We start from the raw sequence: 18,553 nt of genomic DNA, 5'->3' as shown, positions 1-18,553 counted from the left end.
CGGGGAGCGGAAAGGAATAAGGCCCTCATATGAAGCGAAATATTGTGAAAGGTTATCTGTTTGTTATCATCAGCGCAGTCATTTTTGGCTGTATGCCCCTGGGCGCAAAAATCATCTACGCCGATGGCGTCAATGCTTTGACCCTGGTCTTTTTGAGAAACGCACTGTCCCTTCCCGTTCTGGCATTTCTTGCCTGCAAAAGCAGTGGGACTCTCCGGCTTCCAAAAGGCTGTATTGGGAACATCGGCGTGATTGCTTTTTTTGGCTGTTGTATTACACCGGTCCTGCTTTTTTCCTCCTACAACTACATTTCTTCGGGCACTGCAACGGTATTCCATTTTATATACCCTGCTGTGACGGTGCTGGGCGGTGTCCTGTTCTTTCGGGAACGGGTCCGCTTTGGCCCGATGATCTGCATTTTGATCTGTACGCTTGGCATCACCCTGTTTTATGATCCAGGCGTACCCATCTCTCTCTGGGGCAGTGTGCTGGCTCTGTGCTCCGGTGTGACCTATGCCATATACATCATTCTGCTCTCACGGTTTCGGCAGCAGGAGGTCTCGGGCTTCAAATTCAGCTTTTATATCGCGTTGATCTGCTCCTCGTTTATATTGGCCGTATGTTTGTTGACGCGTCAGCTCCGTCTGCCCCAAAAACCGGTCGTCTGGCTGGTTTCGCTGGTATTCTCCCTGGTCCTGAGCGTAGGCGCTGTAGTGCTGTTTCAACAAGGCACATTTCTGATTGGCGGACAGCGCGCCGCTATTCTGAGTACATTTGAGCCAGTCACCAGTTTGGCTGTAGGGTTCTTTGTCTTTCAAGAAACTATCAGCTTCCGTCTGCTGGCAGGGGCCGCCCTTGTTATCGCGGCGGCGGTTATGATCGCGGTGTATGATATGCTGGAACAGAGGCGATGATCGAACAAAAATGTACAGTGGCGCATCTTGGCCCTTCGTACCGGATATGAAAAAGACAAACAGGCACTCCCTGTCAAGGGAGTGCCTTCGGTTTGCTTTGGATTCGAAAACAAATGATAACGTTCCGCTCCTGCCGTCCCCCGCCTTTTTGGCCGCCGCGCCGCTGAGGGCAAGGTCCGGCGAAATGAGAAAACCCCCGGTCATCCGGTGTTGCCGCAGACTCTTTTCCGCCAGCCTGTGGTAAGTTTACCATTTTTTCATTCGAGCATTGTTTTGGAATTGTTTGAGAATTATTAATTGAGCGCTTTAGACAGCGGCCCATTGCCATCTTCTGCTGTTATAGGAACAAATAAACTGCTGTCGAAGCAGCTGTTCTACCAAGCGCCTACCAAAACCGCCCCCAATCTCCTGCGCCGCAGGAGGTTCGGGGCGGTTTGCATTTCCGGACGTCTACCAGATATCTACCGTCCAAACTTTTTTACATCGAAACCGCTCGTTTCTCTTGATTTCCACCTGCTTTTACAACGAAAAACAACCTGTAAGAGGCGTGACACGGCGGTGGCCGGAGGGAAACGTCGAAAAACCTCGAAAATTTTGGGCAAAACGCAGAATATTCGGAACCTTTGCTCAGACTTACGGGGTCTACCAAATGTCCGAAGCAGGACGCGTCCAGCCCAAGATCCGGCCCCTCTCAGGCCGAACAAAATTAAAGGAGGAAATCCGAATGAGAAACCTGAAGCGGGCCCTCAGCCTGACTCTGGCTTCTGTCATGCTCCTGGGCATGATGGTGGTCGGTTCCAGCGCTGCGGGCTACCCCGATGTTGCCGAGGACGACAACGTCGAGGCTATCGAGGTTGTGCAGTCGGTCGGCGTAATGGTCGGCGACGAGAACGGCAACTTCCGTCCCGGCGACTCCGTGAGCCGCGCTGAGATGGCTGTCGTTATGGGCAAGCTGCTCAACCTGGACTACAACTACTATTCCGCCACCTGTCCCTTTACCGACGTAAGCGGCGTCTATGACTGGGCCAGAGGCTGGGTCGGCGCCGCTGCCGCCAACGGCATCGTGTCCGGCCGCGGCGACGGCATCTACGATCCCGCCGCCACCGTCACCGCCGTGGAGGCCGCATCCATGATGATGCGCGCTCTGGGCTACTTCAAGTACCAGAACGACTATGCCGACGGCTTTGAGGTCTCCACCGTCCGTCTGGGCACCACCATCGGCATTTTTGACGGCGTCGGTTCCAGCGCTACCGAGCCCATGACCCGTAATCAGGTGGCTCAGATGGTGCTGAACGCTCTGCAGTCTGCGGTTGTGGAGCCTGACGGCAACACCATCAACCTGACCACCCCCGACGGCACTGTGTACACTGGCAAGGTCAACTACGTCAGCGTCACCAGCGCCAAGTCCTTCGCCACCGCCATCAGCCGTACTCAGGCCACCTCCGTTGGCTCTCAGAACGATGGCTGGATCGTGGAGCTGGGCGAGCGGCTGTATGACGGCGACCTGAAGCTGACCGATCACACGATCGACGCTTTTGGCCGTCCCTCCCGCTACTGGGAGTACAAGGGCAATGCCATTGGCACCTATGCCAAGAAGGAGCTGATGGTGGAGAGCTATAACGTGGCCGTCACCGGCCGCCAGGCTTATGACCTGCTGGGCACCACCGCCATCAACGACAAGGAGCTGCTGGTCTTCGTGGACGGCGCTGAGAATAGCACGCTGCCTGCCAATGATCAGATCAGCCGGAACGACCTGCGCCGGTCCAACACCGACGACCTGCACAACACCGACCGCGGCGCTGTGACGGAGTTCTACGTCGACAACACCTATGACGAGATCACTATCGCCGTGATCAACAACTATCTGGCCGAGGCGCAGACCGACTACAACGCCACCAGCGAGGATATCCGCATGGATGTCTACTACGGCGTGACCAACAACAACCCCAACGGGGCTGCGGACCCTGCCGCTCTGACCTATCCTGTCACGGTCGAGGTGGAGGACTACGCCATGATCGAGGGCCTGGAGTCTGAGGACCTGGTCCGCATCACCATGGCCGCTCCCGACCATGTTTACAACGCTCAGTACTACAACTACTCCATCGAGTCCATCAACGAGATGGAGGTGGTCGCGGATGTGACGCTGTCCGACTACTCCGCCGGCAACAAGGCCTATGAAAACACCCCCTTCCGCAAGCTGAGCAATGTCACTGCCGACGGCACCCGCTACAACGCTGCCGTCAAGGCCATTCACGACGAGGATCTGTTCTTCCAGTATTCCGCCGACGTGGAGAGCCAGCTGCGGGACGCCACCTACAACCTGTATCTGGACCAGTTCGGCAACATTCTGGGCATCAAGCAGGTTGAAAAGGCGGACAACTACATCTTCGTGGTGGGCTACGACCAGGGCTCCAGCGTGCTGGCGCAGGCTATCGACCAGGCCCTGATCATCCACACCGACGGCACCATGGAGACCGTCCGCATTGACGACTCCAAGCTGAAGGTTTGGGACCGCACCGGCGGCATCGGCGGCACTGCCGGAGCCTGGGTGGACGCCAACCTGAACAAGCTGGTCAGCGTGGGCAATGACGGCGACGACCCCTCCGTCAACGCCTGGTTCACCTACTCCGTGAAGGCTGACGGCACCTACGTGCTGGAGCGCATGGTCGACCGCCAGGGCGTGCAGAACCGGGGCGCCGGCGAGACCTGGTACATCGACAACATGCACGGCTCCCTCACCACCGCCTTCACCACCACTGGCAACGTGACCGGAAGCGGCGACAACTACCTGAGCACCGGCCACGACATGCCCATCGGGTCCAACGGGATCGCCTACGGCAATGACGACTCCGTCTACATCACCGTGGACGCCGACCGCACCGTGGACGCTGGCGGCTCTATTGTCAAGGTCAACAGCATCACCACCGGCCTGCGCAATGTGAGCATCCGGCCCAGCGACGTGACCACCTACACCGGCATCGAATACAACACCTTCTTCATCTACAACAGCCGCGGCTTCATCACCTACGCGGTGGTTATCGGCACCAACGGCGCCAACGGGTACGAGTACATCTACCTGGATTCCGCCATCACCCGCACCACCGACGACAAGGGCGACCGCTACCTGTACACCTTCGAGGGTATCCGCAACAACGAGCTGACCACCTTCCAGTCTGAGGTGCCCCAGGCCTTCACCTCCAGCGCCGCGAACGGCGTGCTGACCAAGACCAGCGCCTCCGCTGTTGTCACCCCCGTCCAGGGCGACCTGATCCGCGCCGCTGTGGGCGCTGACGGCATCATCACCGAGATGGTCATCCTGCCCGAGACCCGCACCTCCGAGATGAACCCCGAGCGGAACGCCGACTACGGCTACACCTTCAAGGTGGACTACAACACCGTGGACTACAATTCCGCCGTCGCTGGCCAGCAGAACAACAGCAAGGACGTGGACAGCAGAAACATCCGCTCCCTGCGCACCAACGGCAACACCCTGTGGGTCGTGACCGAGGCCACCGAGGACAACTACACCCTGCTTGAGCCCGATGTGGTCTTCTTCGTGCGCAATCCCAGCGGCTCCAGCCAGCACTTCACCATGTACAACAACGGCTCCAGCGCAGTCAACGCCGTCAACGCCACCGTGAACGACAACCGGGGCTACATCTCCCAGGTCGCCACTGTGAACGACGCCGTCACCGGCTATGCCAAGACCGTCGTGGTGGACGTGGTCTACACCACTGACACCAACACCAACCCCAGCGCCCCCGCTGGCGCGCCTGTTGACCGTATCAATGGCAGCACCATCGAGATCAATCTGATTGATGCGACTACTGTTAACAATGCTATGATCCAGAACCGTGTCCGTCAGATTCTGACTGACAACGGCTACACCCTGGACACCTACGGCCAGATGAACCTGATGCAGCTCACCGGAGCTACCACTTCTGGCGCGAATGTTACTATGAACGGTGGGGTGATTGCCAAGGACCGCAACGGCAACGATGCGTTCTTTATGGTGGTGTACAACAACTGGTATTCTATCACTGTTGACAACGTGGTCCGTGATTATGTCCTGTGGCACGCCAACTCCAACATCACTAACAGCGACTTCCTGACCTATGCTGGTGGCGCTTCCCGGAAGGGCACTGGCTACCTGTATGCCACCTCCAAGGCTGCGAATGCAACTCAGAGCTACACTGGCTATCCTTCCGACAACAGTACCAAGTATGTTAGCGTTAATACTCTGGCTACCCCGCTGGTTATTACCACCGGTTATGTCCAGACTACAGGTAACGGCGGCACCACCGCTGGCGCTGCTGCGGCTACGATCCAGACTATTGGCGCTCTGAAGGGTACCGATGGAAACACCGCTCCCACTAATGTGGCTGTCGGCTCCACTCTGGTCCTGCCTCTGACCATTGCTGCTGGGCCTTATACCAAGGGCGTTGACATCGTGGTCAGCGGTTCTGTGAGCGGCACTGCTTCCTTCACCGCTGCTGAGTTGAATGCTGGCGGCATCAAGAATGTCAATGTCACTGTCGGCAACGTTGCGGTCGGTGCGAACAGCTTCACCGTGACCATCGAAGCGAAGCAGAACGAGGCTCCCACTGCGGCTCTGCCCAGCAACCCCGGCACGCTGGTAACCACCGCTCAGCCCTCCGATGAGAACGATGCTAACTATGTCGATGACATGACTGCCTGGAAGGCCCAGGTTGTGGCTGCTCTCAAGAGCAAGCCCGATGGCGTGTACAGCTTCACTGACGAGATTACGAACGCCACCAACTGGGATGGTTCCAGCATGGGCTACGATGTCGGTTCCGGCGTTGGCCGCCTGGCCTTCGTGTTCCGTTCTGCCAGCAGTAGCAACGAATACTACTACCTGGTCATCAAGAATGCGGCTGGCGAGACCGTGATTGTCAACGAGGCTCAATTCGGTGGTAGTGACAAGCATTATTTCTACTTCGACCAGCGGTACATTGACGAGAACATTAGCGACCAGTATATGCCCAGACTTTGCGCCACTGGTAAGGCGATTGGCACTGGTGGCCTGACTCCCGGCGCTGTGTACACTTGGCAGGTCCTGAAGAGTGGTTCTCAGATTTCCAGCAATAGTGATTTGGAGACTGCTCTGGGAACTTCCGCCAACATCATGGCGTCCGGTGCCTTCCGCGCCGAGACCGGCCTGGCTGACAAGTCTGTTGCAGACTGATCGTCCGTAATGTTCTGACAAGCCAGAAAGCTACCCCCGCGCCGCAATGGCGCGGGGGTGCTTTTGTCAGCCCAGAGCGGCGTAGGAGAAGGACTGGCCCTGCGTATTGGTCACGTAGAAGGGCCCGCCGGAGGCGACCACATAGCGGACGATGAATCCGTCTTCAGCGATGCTCAGCGCGGGATTGCTGGCGCGGTAGGTCGCGATCCCGCCGTAGATCGCGGGGTGGTGGCCGTCGGCCAGGCAGGAGACCATTCCGGTACCCTCCCAGACGAACACGATCACGGGCCGGAACCCCAGGCTGATCAGCCGGCTGGCCTGGCCGTTCCCGGTGTAGGTGCCGCTGGCGAACCGCTGGAGCGGGACTGCGTTCACCTTCTGCTCCAGCGCGGACACCGCCGCCGACCGGACGTCGGCCTCGGCCTTGAGGGCCGCGTCGATCTTGGCGTTGTCGGTGTTGAAGTCCTCCATCAGGACCTTGTCGCTCCTCACCCATTGGGAGAGCTGGTAGTTGGGCGTGTGGCTGCTTGACATGGTTGAGATCCTCCATAATATATGATTGAGAGCGGCTCCCCCCTGCGAAGGGGGGCTGAACGGCCCTCCATAAATACAGAGAAACCGCCCCAAAGTGGGACGTTTGCATACATTTAATGGAAATCAGGGCGCATTGCGTCTTTTTTTTATTTTCCTTGACGGTATCCCACCAAACGATGTAAAATAACTTGTAAAAGGTTGAAGCGCAAGAAGAGGAGACTTGAATATGGCGGGATTTGACAACCAAAACTATCTGACAACCCAATCCCAGCACATCCGGGACCGCATTGCCCAGTTCGGCGGCAAGCTGTACCTGGAGTTCGGCGGCAAGCTGTTTGACGACTACCATGCCTCCCGGGTGCTCCCCGGCTTTGAGCCGGACAGCAAGCTGCGCATGCTGGAGCAGCTGAAGGACAAGGCGGAGATCATCATCGCCATCAACGCCGGGGACATCGAGAAGAACAAGGTCCGGGGCGACCTGGGCATCACCTATGACAGCGACGTGCTCCGGCTCATCGACCAGTTCCGGAGCCGGGGGCTGTATGTGGGCAGTGTGGTGGTCACCCGGTACACCGGCCAGCCCGCTGCCGGGGCCTTCCAGGGCCGCCTGGAGCAGCTGGGCCTGCAGGTCTACCGCCACTACCCCATCGAGGGCTACCCCCACAATATCGGAAAGATCGTCAGCGACGAGGGCTTTGGCAAAAACGAGTACATCGAGACCTCCCACCCCCTGGTGGTGGTCACCGCCCCCGGTCCGGGCAGCGGCAAGATGGCCACCTGCCTCAGCCAGCTCTATCACGAGCACAAGCGGGGCACCGTGGCCGGGTATGCCAAGTTTGAGACCTTCCCCATCTGGAACCTGCCCCTGAAGCACCCCGTCAACCTGGCCTACGAGGCCGCCACCGCCGACCTGGACGACGTAAACATGATCGATCCCTTCCACCTCCAGGCCTACGGCGTGACCACCGTCAACTACAACCGGGACGTGGAGGTTTTCCCGGTTTTGGCCGCGATTTTTGAAAAGATTACGGGAAAATGCCCCTACCAGTCCCCCACCGACATGGGGGTAAACATGGCGGGCAGCTGCATCACCGACGACGGCGCCTGCCAGGAGGCCGCCCGGCAGGAGATCGTCCGCCGGTATTACGACGCTCTGTGCGAACGCCGCCAGGGCAAGGGCTCGGACAGCGCGGTGTACAAGCTGGAGCTGCTCATGCAGCAGGCGGGGGTCACGGTGGACGTCCGCCCGGCGGCAGCCCGGGCCAACCAGCTGGCCGAGGTCACCGGCGAGCCCGCCATGGCCATCCAGCTGGCCGACGGCACCCTGATCAACGGCAAGACCTCCGACCTGATGGGCTGCTCCGCGGCCGCCCTGCTCAACGCGCTGAAGCATCTGTCCGGCGCGGGAGGACACGGCGTCCACCTCATTGCCCAGTCCGCCATCGAACCCATCCAGACCGTGAAGGTGAAGTATCTGGGCTCCGCCAACCCCCGGCTGCACAGCGACGAGGTGCTCATCGCTCTGGCCTCCTCCGCCAGCCTGGACCCCAAGGCCGCCGCCGCCCTGGAGCAGCTGGCCGCCCTGAAGGGCTGTCAGGCCCACTGCTCGGTGATCCTCTCCCCGGCGGATGCCACCACCTATAAGCGGCTGGGCCTCCAGCTCACCTGCGAACCCAACTATCAGACCAATCAGCTGTACCACCGGTAAAACAACAGGGACTGTCCGCTCAGCCGGACAGTCCCTGTTTTTCACCTGTATGATATTCTTCCAGCAGCCGGTCCACCATCGCCCAGAACAAAAAGGCGCTCACGGTGCCCGCCTCGGTCTTTTCCGCGCCCTGGTACAGCGCCCGCAGCATGTCCTGCCAGAGTCCCATCCGCCGCGGCTCCGACATCACCGCCCTTGCAATGACGCCGCGGATCAGTTCATCGTTTACGTTGTAGGTAATTTTTGGTTCCATATTCAACCTCAATCATTAACATTCGTTTATTGGTATATCTCCCATTATAACACTCTATAATAATATATCAAGAACAAACGTGGGTGTTGATTGGAATGCGAGATATATTAGCGAAACGCTTGCGAGATTGCCGGGAAACGATTGGATACACACAGCGGCAAGTCTCCATATACTGTGATATCACAGAACACGCTTATCAGAATTACGAGGCGGCCAGACAGGAGCCAAAACTGTCCATCATCACGAGGATCGCGGTCTTTTACAAGGTATCTCTGGACTATCTGGTGGGACTGACCGACGACCCGACGCCTTACAATCGAAAAAGAGCCTCAGCCGACGACTGAGACTCGTTCAGACGGTCACAAAGCCTCCGTTCAAGGAGGCTTTGTGTGCATTCCGCGGGGGAGCTGTCCGTTAGCCCGCCAGGATATCCAGCTGCTTGTATTCGTCAAGCTTCTTCTCTACCGCGTCCCAGGTAATGCCGGAGCGGACAAAATCGTAGTCGCTCCAGATACGCTCCAGCTCGGCCCTGATCTGGGGGACCTGGCTCAAGTCCTCCGCCCCGGTGCGAACGTAGTAGTCGGGCAGGAGGGCGCAGGCCACGACGTCGGCCTCGGGGGCGGCGGTGGGGTCGACCACCTCCTGGCTCAGGGCGGCCAGCAGCCGCAGATGGCTGTCGGTGTAGCCGTTTAGCTCCTGTTCCACTCCGAACATGCCGTTCCAGTCAAACATCTGGAAGGGGGCTCCGCCGGGAACCTCGATCTCCCCGGTGTAGTACGCCGGCTTTCCGTTGAGTTCATAGAGGGCGTTGCACAGGTCCATCAGGCGCTGGTACTCCTCCGGAGGGGGCAGGGTCTGAAGGGAGCGGAACATCATGTCCACCGCCCAGTCCAGCTCGCCCAGCGCCTCGCAGCCGGGCAGGGCGGACAGCCGCCGGCTCAGCTTCACCAGCCGGGCTATGGACAGCAGGCCCCACACCCGGGCCTGAACGTCGTTCAGCGCCTCCGCCTTGGCCTCGATCTGGGCGAGGACGGCGTTATAGAACAGTTCCTCTTCGTCTTCCAGGGTTCCGATACGGTCAGAGCAGTCGTCCGTGAGCTTGTCTCCCACCTTCTCATAGGTGGTGTCGTCAGCGCTGTAGATGGTATCCGCCCGGTGCAGCCACAGCTGGGCGTGGTTCAGATCGCCCCCGTCCATGGCGGAAACCCCCAGCTCGTAATAGGTCTTGACCAGTCCGGCCCAGTCCCGCTTCTTTTGCAGCTCAGCCAACCGCTCCTCCGGCGTTTTGGCCTCCTTTTTGCCAAATCCAAACATAACAGTCATCTCCTGATTTGTGGTGGGGTGCGCTGACTGAATTATAGCCCTGCTGAAAAAACTTGTCAAATTAAGATTTTCTGAACGAAGGGACGGTCTTCAGACCGTCCCTTGCATCTGTTTATTTGAACCGCACCGCAGTGCCGTAGGCGATGACCTCAGCGGCCCCCTGCATCACGGCGGAGGAGCCGTAGCGGATGTTCACCACCGCGTCGGCCCCCAGGGCCTCGGCCTCGTCCACCATGCGCTTGACGGCGATCTGACGGGCCTCGTTGAGCATCTCGGTGTAGCCGGTGATTTCGCCGCCCACCAGGGTCTTCATACCAGCCATAAAGTCTTTGCCAAAGTTCTTTGACTGGACCACGGTGCCCTTGGCCATGCCCAGCACCTCAAATTCCTTTCCGGGGATGTAATCGATGTTTACCAGCAGCATAATATTGTCCTCCTTATAAAAATGGAATCAGTATTTTTTGGCTTCTTCCAGTTCGCCCTTTTCAATCTCCCGCACCCGCTGCCACAGGGCGGCAAAGGTAAAGGGGATGGTAATCAAATCGCTCATGGCCAGAAAGAGCATCAGTCCCCGCAGCCAGCCGGTCTGGGTGACCGACCGCAGGTAGAGCAGCGCCCCTGCCGTGATCAGCTGCAACAAGACGTTGAGCACCACCGACCGCACCGCCGCCCGCTTCTCCGCCGGGCGGTCAATACTTTTTGGCCGCATCCTCTTCCCCTCCCTGAATTTCCTTCCACCGCTGGAACAGGGCGACGATGACCCCCGCCGCAACAGCCAGGTACGAAAACGCGGCAAACAAAATCACGCCGGTGGCAAAGGGCTCGGTAAAGCCGTCGAAGTACCCCGCCAGCATGGCTCCGGTGAGCAGGAACATGAACCCGGCCACCAGGATGGTGACCGTCACCGCCCCGGCAAAGCCCTTTCCGTCAGTAGTTTTTCGCATCGTTCAGTTCTCCTTTCCTGAGCTCCTCCCGCCGCTGGACCAGAGTCTGAAAAAAGGCCAGTCCCAGGGGCAGAAGCAGCAGCCCTCCGGTAAGAATCGTGATCATTGCGGCTCCGGCCAGGGCCGGCCCGTCAATAGTTTTTTGCATCGTCCTCTTCTCCTTTCCGGATTTCCTTGATCCGCTGGAACAGGGCCAGCAGCACCCCCAGGATAATCACCCCGGGAATGGCCACCAGCACCACCAGCAGGGCCAGTGGCGGGGCGTCGGCTGGGTCTGCGGTGAAGCCCCACACCATCAGCACAATGAGGGCGGCCATCAGCGCGGTGGTCAGCAGGGCCATCACCACCGCCCCGGCGTACCGGACGGGCTTGGCGTCCTGCTTCTGCTTGTCCCGGAAGGTGGTGCCCGTCTGCTCCAGCCGCTCCATCTCCTCCAGCAGGACGGCGGCGTCCAGGGCGTCCAGCCGTTCCTCCCGGTCCTTCAGGCTGCCGCACAGCTGAATGGACTGCTCCAAACTGCTTCGCTCCCGCTCCAGGGTGACCAGGTGGCGGCGCATTCCGTCGGCCACCGTGCCCCCGGCCTGCATCCGGCGGATCTCCTCCAGCGGTACGCCCAGCTTGCGCATCAGCTTGATCCGCCGCAGGATGGCCACCTCCGCCTCGCCGTAGTCCCGGTAGCCGTTCTCGCTGTTGCGCCGGGGGGACAGCAGCCCCTGCTCCTCATAAAAGCGGATGTTCTTCTTGGTGATGCCTACCTGGGCCTCCACCTCGTTAATTTTCATGGGCAATCCCCCTTTCTGTCTCTATTCTACACCCTCCATAAGGGGGAACGTCAAGAGGTTTTCTGCTTTTGATCCAAATAAATTGTTCGGGCGAGGAATATCACCCCCAGGGTGAGCAGGGCGGTTGTCCCCTCCGTAACGGCAACCGGGAAAAGGGCGTTGGTCAAAACCGCCGCCATATCCACCAGGGTATGAATCAGGATGGCCGCAGGGAACCAATACCACGCCCCCCGCTTGCGGACGGCGGTATACACCAGTACCGACAGGGCGATGTGCAGGCCCACCGCTGACAGCCGCTCAAAGGCCGTCCAGAAGTAGAGGCCCGCCGGGGCAGCGGCCATCCCCTGGATTGCCGCCATACCCGCCTCCGGGATGGGGCCCATGAAGTCCTCCACAGCTGCCAGTCCGCCCTGGTTCAGCGCCAGGGAGATGATGATGTTGTTCAGCATGGTCATCCCGGCCAGCAGCACCGCCTCAATTCCACCATGGCCTGCGCCATACATCAAAGCATCTTCCGGCCCCCGGCTCCATCGCAGGGTCAATTTGAGGGCCAGCCACCGCCCGCACTCCTCAAACGCCCCGGCCATCAGACCGGCGTACAGGGCGTACAGCCAGAGATTTCCTTGCAGTGCCGGCCCCAGCGGACCTCCCAGCAGCAGTCTATGAGCCTGCTGCTCCAGCACCATGGCAAACACAGGGAATACCACGCAGCCAAGGAAGAAAAACCGCCAGCGCCCCCCAGTCCTCTTCCAAAAGAAAATCCCCAGTCCCAGAGGAAGGACCACTGTAAATATCCCGGCCAACGCCATGGCTATCATCGTGGCTTGGGCCACCATCAGATTGTTTTCCATGTTCTTCAGCTCCTTTCTGAAACACTGTACACCATCCAGAAAGGGGCAAGTCAAGGTTTTTTTGAACATTTTTAAGCTTCCAGTGGGGGGAAGGGGCAGCCTCGGCTGTCCCTACGAAATCTCCGTCACCGTCAGCCGCTCCCCCGCCACCTGAAATTTCACCTCCAGCCCGGCGAAGGCCATGCCGTACACCCGGTTCGGGTCGTCCTGATACTGGGGGCGGGGGTCCTGGGCCAGCACGGCCAGCAGGGCGGCCCGCTTGCCCTCCGGGACGCAGTCCAGCAGGCGGTCGGGGCAGTCCACCTCCAGATCAGCCCCCTTGGGCTGGGCGGCAAAGCCGCCCACCGCCTCGGGCTTACAGTCGGCGTAGGGGAGGTAGGGCTTGATGTCGTAGATGGGGGTGCCGTCCAGCAGGTCGGCCCCGGCCACTGTGAGGACAGGCCCCAGCGCCCGGTCCTGCCGGACCTCCACCAGCCGCACACAGGACAACCCCAGGGGGTTGGGCCGGAAGGGGGACCGGGTGGCGAACACCCCCAGCCGCTTATTTCCCCCCAGCCGGGGCGGCCGGACGGTGGGCGACCAGCCCTCCCGCCGAGCCTGGGAAAACTCCCAGATCAGCCACAGGTGGGAAAAGCCCTCCAACCCCCGGAGGGCGTCCGGCACCCTGTACGGGGGTTCGAATACAACGGCGGCGGTGAGCTCCTCCACCAGCCCGCTCTGCCGGGGGATACCGAATTTTTCCGAAAAATCGCTGCGAATATGGGCGATGGGACAAATCTCCATAAAAAACCCTCCCGATACCATTATAAGGCATAGGAGGGCGTTTGTCCATCAGCGGACGATAATGTTCTCCGAGATCTCGCTGAGGGCCTGGGCGGCCTCCATGTCGAACCGGCCGCTGCGGGCCAGGTCGGACAGGGAGATCATCCCCACCAGCTTCCCCTTGTCCACCACCGGCAGGCGGCGGACCTGGTGAAGTGCCATCAGCCGGGTGGCCTCCCGGCAGTCGTCCCCGGGAGCAACGGTGGCGCAGGAGCGGGTCATGATGTCCCGCACGGGGGTTTGGGCGGGGTCCTCCTCGGCGGCCACGCACCGCAGGACGATGTCCCGGTCGGTGACCATCCCCCGCAGGCGGCGGTCAGAGCCGCACACTGGCAGCGCCCCCACGTTGTGCCGGCTGATGAGCCGGGCGGCCAGCGCGGCGGAGGAGGCTGGCTCCACCGTCACCGCGCTGGGGTTCATAAGGTCCTTTACCTGCATGGAACCCATCCTTTCGGTAAAAATTGGCTCACTGCCAGTGTAACCAAAAGGGCGGTTTTTTATACGATCTTAGAAGGATTGGAAGGAGAGCTTCGGGTCTGCCTGGGCGGCGGTGGCGCGGACACAGATGCCGCTTTCGTCATAGTAGAAGCGGAAAATATAGTCCCGGCCCTGCTTGGAGTAGGAGTAACGGTCATACTCGCCATAGGCATTGCCGGTCTCTCCGGGCTTGCCCAGGCCGGCGTTGATGGCCTCCCGGGTGCTGCCCAAAGTCTCAACTCCGTCGCAGGTCATGCGTCCGCCGTCCTCCAGGCGCAGCTCAAAGGAGTAGACCATGCACTCCCTGCCCGACCGGTAGCCGTCCCCTTTGTTCACCAGCTGGCCGCTTCCGCAGGACTGGCTGCGCCCGGCATCCAGGAACACAGAAAAGTTGTCCTGAGCAGTGTGGCCGGAAAAGCTGTGCGTCTGGACGTCCTCGCTCATGTAGAAGCCGGCGGCGTTGAACTCCTCCAGCGGGCCGCCCAGCTGACAGGTCTCCCCGCCTCCGAAGGACAGCTTTGGTCCGCCGGGGGCGGTGTCCCCCAATATGGGCAGGATAAAGATGACCACGGCAGCTGCCACGATGGCCAGAAACAGGACCACCTGCAGCCATATACGTACCTTTTTCATGCTGCTGTTATTCCTCCTTGAGTCACTACATATTTGTAGTGTGATTAAGACTATAATATTATAGTATATTAAAGCAGTCTCTGTCAAGCTAAAATATCACTATGAGGTGAGCGAGCATGGCAGAAGAGATCCGGATCAAAAAGAAGGCGGCCCGCAGGGGAGACGACGGGTATAAGATCGTGTCGGTGCGCATGAAGGACGAGCTGATCGAAAAGCTGGACGTGCTGTCTGCACAGAGCAACCGGTCCAGGAACGAACTCATCAATATCCTGCTGTCGTCCGCAGTAGACCTGGTAAAAATTGAGGAGTAACAAAAGTGGAACGCCGTCCGGCGTTCCACTTTCTTGCTCAAATCATCAGGGAGCAGACCAGCTCAGTATACTCTGCCGGGTCCTCCAGGGGCAGGTCGGCCAGGAGCAGGGCCTGGGCGTAGAGGAGCCTCGCGTACTTGGCCACGGTGTCCTTGTCCCCGGCGTCCACCGCCTTTTTCAGGGCAGCGAAGGGGGCGGAATCAGCGTTCAGCTCCAGTACCCGGTCGGCCTTCATGGGCTGACCGCCTTCCACCTTGCGCATATACCGCTCCATCTCGATGGACACCGGTCCGTCGGCGGACAGGCAGCAGGCGCCGGATTTCAGGATAGAGGACACCCGCACCTCCTTCACCTGGCCGTCCAGGGCCTCCTTGACGGCCTCCAGCACCGGCTTGCCCGCCTCGGCCTTCTCCTCGGCGGCCTTTTTCTCCTCCTCGGTCTGGGGGAGGGCGTCCTCCTCGGTGACCGACTTGAACTCCTTGCCGTCGATCTCCCGCAGACCCTTCATGACGAAGTCGTCCACGTCCTCAGTGCAGTAGAGGATCTCATAGCCCTTGTCCAGAATCCGCTCCACCTGGGGCAGCTTGGCGATCTTCTCCACGCTCTCGCCGCAGGCGTAGTAGTAGTAGGGCTGGTCCTCGGGCATCCGGTCCTTGTAGGCAGCCAGTGTGGTGTTGGCCCCCTCTTTAGAGGACCAGAACAGCAGCAGGTCCTGGAGGACCTCCTTGTGCTGGCCGTAGTCGGACACCACGCCGTATTTCAGCTGAGTGCCGAAGGCGGTCCAGAATTTCTCGTACTTCTCCCGGTCCTCCTTCTGCATCGTCAGCAGTTCATTCTTGATCTTCTTCTCCAGAGCGGAGGCGATCACCTTCAGTTGCCGGGTGTGCTGAAGGACCTCACGGCTGATGTTCAAGGAGAAGTCGGCGGAATCCACCACGCCCTTGACAAAGCGGAAGTGGTCGGGGAGCAGGTCGGCGCACTTGTCCATGATGAGCACCCCGGAGGAGTAGAGCTGGAGACCCTTCTGATACTCCCGGGTGTAAAAGTCGTAGGGGGTCTTTTCCGGAATATAGAGCATGGCCTTGTAGGTGACAGCGCCCTCAGCGCTGGTGTGGATGACCGTCAGGGGGTCTTGCCAGTCGTTAAATTTTTCCTTGTAGAAGGCGTTGTACTCCTCGGGCTCCACCTTAGACTTGGGCCGCTGCCACAGGGGGACCATGGAGTTCAGAGTTTTCCACTCCTTCACCGTCTCCCACTCGGGTTTGTAGTCCTCGGGGGCGTCCTCCGGCTTGTCCTTCATCCGGTAGTCCTCCACCTCCATGACGATGGGGTAGCGGATATAGTCGGAGTATTTTTTGATCAACTCCTGTAATTTGTGTGTCTCCAAATACTGATCGTAGTTCTCGTCGTCGGCGTTGGCCCGGATGTGCAGGATAATATCCGTGCCGGGGGCCTCCTTTTCGCAGGCGGTGACGGTGTAGCCGTCCGCCCCATCGGACTGCCACATCCAGGCCTCCTCAGCCCCCCAGGCCCTGGAGATGACCGTCACATGGTCGGCCACCATAAAGGCAGAGTAGAACCCTACACCGAACTGGCCGATCACATCGATCTTGCCGGCGGCCTTGTCGTCCTCGGCCAGCTCAGCCTTGAACTGTCCGGAGCCGCTGCGGGCAATGGTGCCCAGGTTGGATTCCAGGTCCTCCTTGCTCATGCCCACACCGTTGTCTGACACGGTCAAAATCCGAGTTTCCTTGTCAGGAACGATGGTGATTTTCAGGTCGGCACGCTTCACGTCCACACTGCCGTCGGTTAGAGACTTGTAGGCCAGCTTGTCCTCCGCGTCGCTGGCGTTGGAGATCAGCTCCCGCAGAAAGATCTCCTTGTGGGTGTAGATGGAGTTGACCATCAGGTCCAGCAGCCGCTTGGATTCCGCCTTGAATTGCTTCTTTGCCATAATTTTGATTCCTCCATGTATATTAAATTCATTTGATAACGATGTGGTTAGCACTCTATTTATATGAGTGCTAACCGTATTCTATCGCACACGCACAGAAAAAGCAATAGGGTTCATAATTTGTTTACACTTTCGTGCTATGGAGCGCTTCCTATGATGACCTCCGTCTGCATTTTCGGACGTCTACCAGATCTCTACCGTCAAACGTTTTTACATCGAAACCGCTTGTTTCTTTGGATTGCCTCCTGTTTTTACAAGGAAAAGCCGCCTGTAAGAGGCGTGACACGGCGGTGGTCGGAGGGGAACGTCGAAAAACCTCGAAATTTTTGGTCAAAACGCAGAACTTTCCGACGAAAAGGTTGGACTTACGGAGCCTACCAGAAATCGAGGTTCTGCAGGCTGTCGAAGTGATGGTCGGTGACGAGCGGGGCTTTGGCCCTGAGCGTCCCGTCACCCGCGCTGAGATGGCGGTTGTCATGGGCAAGCTGCTGAACCTGGATTACAACTACTACACTGCCATCTGCCCCTTTGACGACGTCTATGACTGGGCGCGGGGCCGGGTCGGCGCCTGCTATGCCAACGGCATCGTGTCTGGCCGCGGCGAGGGCGTATATGATCCTGGCGCCACTGTGACCGCGGTCAAGGCCGCCTCCATGCTGATGCGTGCGCTGGGCTACTTCCAGTACTCCAACGACTACGCTGAGGGCTTTGAGATCGCCACCGACGCCAGCGTGTTCGCTGTGACCGACAACAACAACTACATCGTTGCCGCCGTGGTCATCGGCAAGGACACCGCTTCCACCAAGAACTACGGCTACATCGTCGACGCTACACAGATCACTGAAGGAGACAGTTCCGACAATGTGTACGGTGAGAACGACTTCGGCAATGACCCCGATCCTGATGATTACAAGACTTACCTGATACCTTCGAAGTAGATTCCATATATACAAAGAAAACGCCCCAAAGTGGGACGTTTGCATACATTTAATGGAAATGAGGGCGCAGTGCGCCCTTTTTTGCACATCCGTGCGGGGCGGGCGGATGCGCTGGCTCAGCGCTCCCGAAGGACGGCCTGCACCACCCAGCGGGTGGCGTGGCCCTGGCCGGTACAGGTGGACAGGGTAAGAACCTTGTCCTCTGAGGCGGGGACGATGCCAGTGTTGAGAACGGAGCGTTCCAAGCAAAAGTTGATGAATTCCTGCTGCCAGCCGTTTTCCTCCACATCCAGCCGGTAGACGATCTCCCTGATCCCCACCTCGTGGGCGGCAAAAATGTCGTAGGTGCTCACACCGTCATCCGTGGTCACATAGACGGCAGGGTGCTCCCGCCAAAAATCCTCGTTTTCGTAGCTCTTTAACACGCCGAACATGGATTCGTTGTTCATCCGATGACCATAGAGGATCGTGTGAAATCCGCTGAAATCAGGGGCGCATGTGCACTCCATAAAAACGGCCCCCACTGCACTGCGTTCCTTGGTCCAGGTGTGGTTGAGGTAATACGTATTGTCCGAACCCTGCACCACGGGGTAGGACAAAACCGTATCCGGTATGACGATCCAGGCCGCCGCATCAGGGTTGGTCTCCCGCAGGGCGGCCAGGTCCACGCCGGACAGCAGCACCTCTAACGGGTCGGACTCTCCATCCTCTTCGGTCTTCTCCGGGATGTGGATGTACTGCGGAATGCCTGCCGTGCGGGCCGCAGCCTCATAGCTCCGCGCTCCCTTTTGATAGTCCAGCTGCTTCCACAGAATATATCCGCCGCTGATCAGCAGGACCAGCGCCAACAGAACGACCGCCAGACGGTATAGTGTTGTCTTCATGCAAAGGGCCTCCCTTTTTCAT

20 protein-coding genes are annotated in these 18,553 nt (G+C 59.2%); 6 read left to right on the top strand and 14 right to left on the bottom strand.

Going from position 1 to position 18,553, the window contains the following annotated elements; translation table 11 throughout:
- Positions 1–29: 29 nt before the first annotated feature.
- Both VV088_RS19530 and VV088_RS19525 read left to right on the top strand, forming a co-directional pair.
- The gene (locus tag VV088_RS19530; protein ID WP_334602329.1) at positions 30–914 is read left to right on the top strand and encodes a DMT family transporter; all 885 of its coding nucleotides are present in this window, start codon (positions 30–32) and stop codon (positions 912–914) included.
- Positions 915–1,638: 724 nt separating this feature from the next.
- Positions 1,639–6,120: an S-layer homology domain-containing protein gene (locus VV088_RS19525; RefSeq protein ID WP_334602328.1), complete on the top strand. Its 4,482-nt coding sequence runs from the start codon at positions 1,639–1,641 to the stop codon at positions 6,118–6,120.
- Between the two features lie 66 nt (positions 6,121–6,186).
- Here the strand turns inward: VV088_RS19525 and VV088_RS19520 are convergent, their stop codons facing one another.
- Positions 6,187–6,654, bottom strand: coding sequence for a hypothetical protein (locus VV088_RS19520; RefSeq protein WP_334602327.1), 468 nt, complete (start codon positions 6,652–6,654; stop codon positions 6,187–6,189).
- A gap of 226 nt (positions 6,655–6,880) precedes the next feature.
- Between VV088_RS19520 and VV088_RS19515 the strand changes: the two genes are divergently transcribed.
- The gene (locus VV088_RS19515) at positions 6,881–8,362 is read left to right on the top strand and encodes a DUF1846 domain-containing protein (protein ID WP_334602326.1); all 1,482 of its coding nucleotides are present in this window, start codon (positions 6,881–6,883) and stop codon (positions 8,360–8,362) included.
- 19 nt (positions 8,363–8,381) lie between these two features.
- Here the strand turns inward: VV088_RS19515 and VV088_RS19510 are convergent, their stop codons facing one another.
- The gene (locus tag VV088_RS19510) at positions 8,382–8,615 is read right to left on the bottom strand and encodes a hypothetical protein (RefSeq protein ID WP_334602325.1); all 234 of its coding nucleotides are present in this window, start codon (positions 8,613–8,615) and stop codon (positions 8,382–8,384) included.
- 95 nt (positions 8,616–8,710) lie between these two features.
- On the opposite strand from VV088_RS19510, the gene VV088_RS19505 reads away from it, so the two are divergent.
- Positions 8,711–8,959, top strand: coding sequence for a helix-turn-helix domain-containing protein (locus tag VV088_RS19505; RefSeq protein WP_334602324.1), 249 nt, complete (start codon positions 8,711–8,713; stop codon positions 8,957–8,959).
- A 70-nt stretch (positions 8,960–9,029) separates the two neighbouring features.
- Here VV088_RS19505 and VV088_RS19500 read toward each other — a convergent pair whose 3' ends face one another.
- From VV088_RS19500 to VV088_RS19455, 10 genes are all read right to left on the bottom strand, one after another.
- Positions 9,030–9,929 carry a hypothetical protein gene (locus VV088_RS19500; RefSeq protein WP_334602323.1) on the bottom strand — a complete coding sequence of 300 codons (900 nt, stop codon included), beginning with the start codon at positions 9,927–9,929 and terminating at the stop codon, positions 9,030–9,032.
- Between the two features lie 121 nt (positions 9,930–10,050).
- A complete protein-coding gene (locus VV088_RS19495) occupies positions 10,051–10,362 on the bottom strand; it encodes a YbjQ family protein (protein WP_160665219.1) in 312 nt (103 codons plus the stop codon).
- 27 nt (positions 10,363–10,389) lie between these two features.
- Positions 10,390–10,647, bottom strand: coding sequence for a hypothetical protein (locus tag VV088_RS19490; protein ID WP_334602322.1), 258 nt, complete (start codon positions 10,645–10,647; stop codon positions 10,390–10,392).
- Positions 10,628–10,882 (bottom strand): hypothetical protein, encoded by a 255-nt coding sequence (locus VV088_RS19485; RefSeq protein ID WP_334602321.1) that lies wholly within the window; start codon positions 10,880–10,882, stop codon positions 10,628–10,630. The genes VV088_RS19490 and VV088_RS19485 overlap by 20 nt, the downstream gene beginning before the upstream one ends.
- Positions 10,866–11,030, bottom strand: a complete 165-nt coding sequence (locus tag VV088_RS19480; RefSeq protein WP_334602320.1) for a hypothetical protein — start codon at positions 11,028–11,030, stop codon at positions 10,866–10,868. The genes VV088_RS19485 and VV088_RS19480 overlap by 17 nt, the downstream gene beginning before the upstream one ends.
- Positions 11,014–11,664 carry a MerR family transcriptional regulator gene (locus VV088_RS19475; protein ID WP_334602319.1) on the bottom strand — a complete coding sequence of 217 codons (651 nt, stop codon included), beginning with the start codon at positions 11,662–11,664 and terminating at the stop codon, positions 11,014–11,016. Before VV088_RS19475 ends, VV088_RS19480 begins: the two co-directional genes overlap by 17 nt.
- Positions 11,665–11,714: 50 nt before the next feature.
- On the bottom strand, positions 11,715–12,515 hold the full coding sequence (locus VV088_RS19470; RefSeq protein WP_334602318.1) for a YhfC family intramembrane metalloprotease: 801 nt from the start codon (positions 12,513–12,515) through the stop codon (positions 11,715–11,717).
- 111 nt (positions 12,516–12,626) lie between these two features.
- Positions 12,627–13,298: a tRNA (N6-threonylcarbamoyladenosine(37)-N6)-methyltransferase TrmO gene (gene tsaA, locus VV088_RS19465; RefSeq protein ID WP_334602317.1), complete on the bottom strand. Its 672-nt coding sequence runs from the start codon at positions 13,296–13,298 to the stop codon at positions 12,627–12,629.
- Positions 13,299–13,346: 48 nt separating this feature from the next.
- Positions 13,347–13,775 (bottom strand): CBS domain-containing protein, encoded by a 429-nt coding sequence (locus VV088_RS19460; protein ID WP_334602316.1) that lies wholly within the window; start codon positions 13,773–13,775, stop codon positions 13,347–13,349.
- Positions 13,776–13,844: 69 nt separating this feature from the next.
- On the bottom strand, positions 13,845–14,444 hold the full coding sequence (locus tag VV088_RS19455) for a hypothetical protein (RefSeq protein ID WP_334602315.1): 600 nt from the start codon (positions 14,442–14,444) through the stop codon (positions 13,845–13,847).
- Positions 14,445–14,560: 116 nt separating this feature from the next.
- Between VV088_RS19455 and VV088_RS19450 the strand changes: the two genes are divergently transcribed.
- Entirely contained in the window at positions 14,561–14,755 is a 195-nt protein-coding gene (locus VV088_RS19450; RefSeq protein WP_334602314.1) for a ribbon-helix-helix protein, CopG family, read from the top strand.
- Between the two features lie 37 nt (positions 14,756–14,792).
- Here the strand turns inward: VV088_RS19450 and htpG are convergent, their stop codons facing one another.
- The gene (gene htpG / locus VV088_RS19445; protein WP_334602313.1) at positions 14,793–16,709 is read right to left on the bottom strand and encodes a molecular chaperone HtpG; all 1,917 of its coding nucleotides are present in this window, start codon (positions 16,707–16,709) and stop codon (positions 14,793–14,795) included.
- A gap of 134 nt (positions 16,710–16,843) precedes the next feature.
- On the opposite strand from htpG, the gene VV088_RS19440 reads away from it, so the two are divergent.
- The gene (locus VV088_RS19440) at positions 16,844–17,647 is read left to right on the top strand and encodes an S-layer homology domain-containing protein (RefSeq protein WP_334602312.1); all 804 of its coding nucleotides are present in this window, start codon (positions 16,844–16,846) and stop codon (positions 17,645–17,647) included.
- A gap of 116 nt (positions 17,648–17,763) precedes the next feature.
- Here the strand turns inward: VV088_RS19440 and srtB are convergent, their stop codons facing one another.
- Positions 17,764–18,531, bottom strand: a complete 768-nt coding sequence (srtB, locus tag VV088_RS19435; protein WP_334602311.1) for a class B sortase — start codon at positions 18,529–18,531, stop codon at positions 17,764–17,766.
- Positions 18,532–18,553: the final 22 nt, after the last annotated feature.

The sequence above is a fragment of the Lawsonibacter sp. JLR.KK007 genome, from assembly GCF_036941135.1.
GTDB lineage: Bacteria > Bacillota > Clostridia > Oscillospirales > Oscillospiraceae > Lawsonibacter.
Note: the sequence above shows the minus strand (reverse complement) of the source record. Positions and strands in the feature narration are given on the sequence as shown.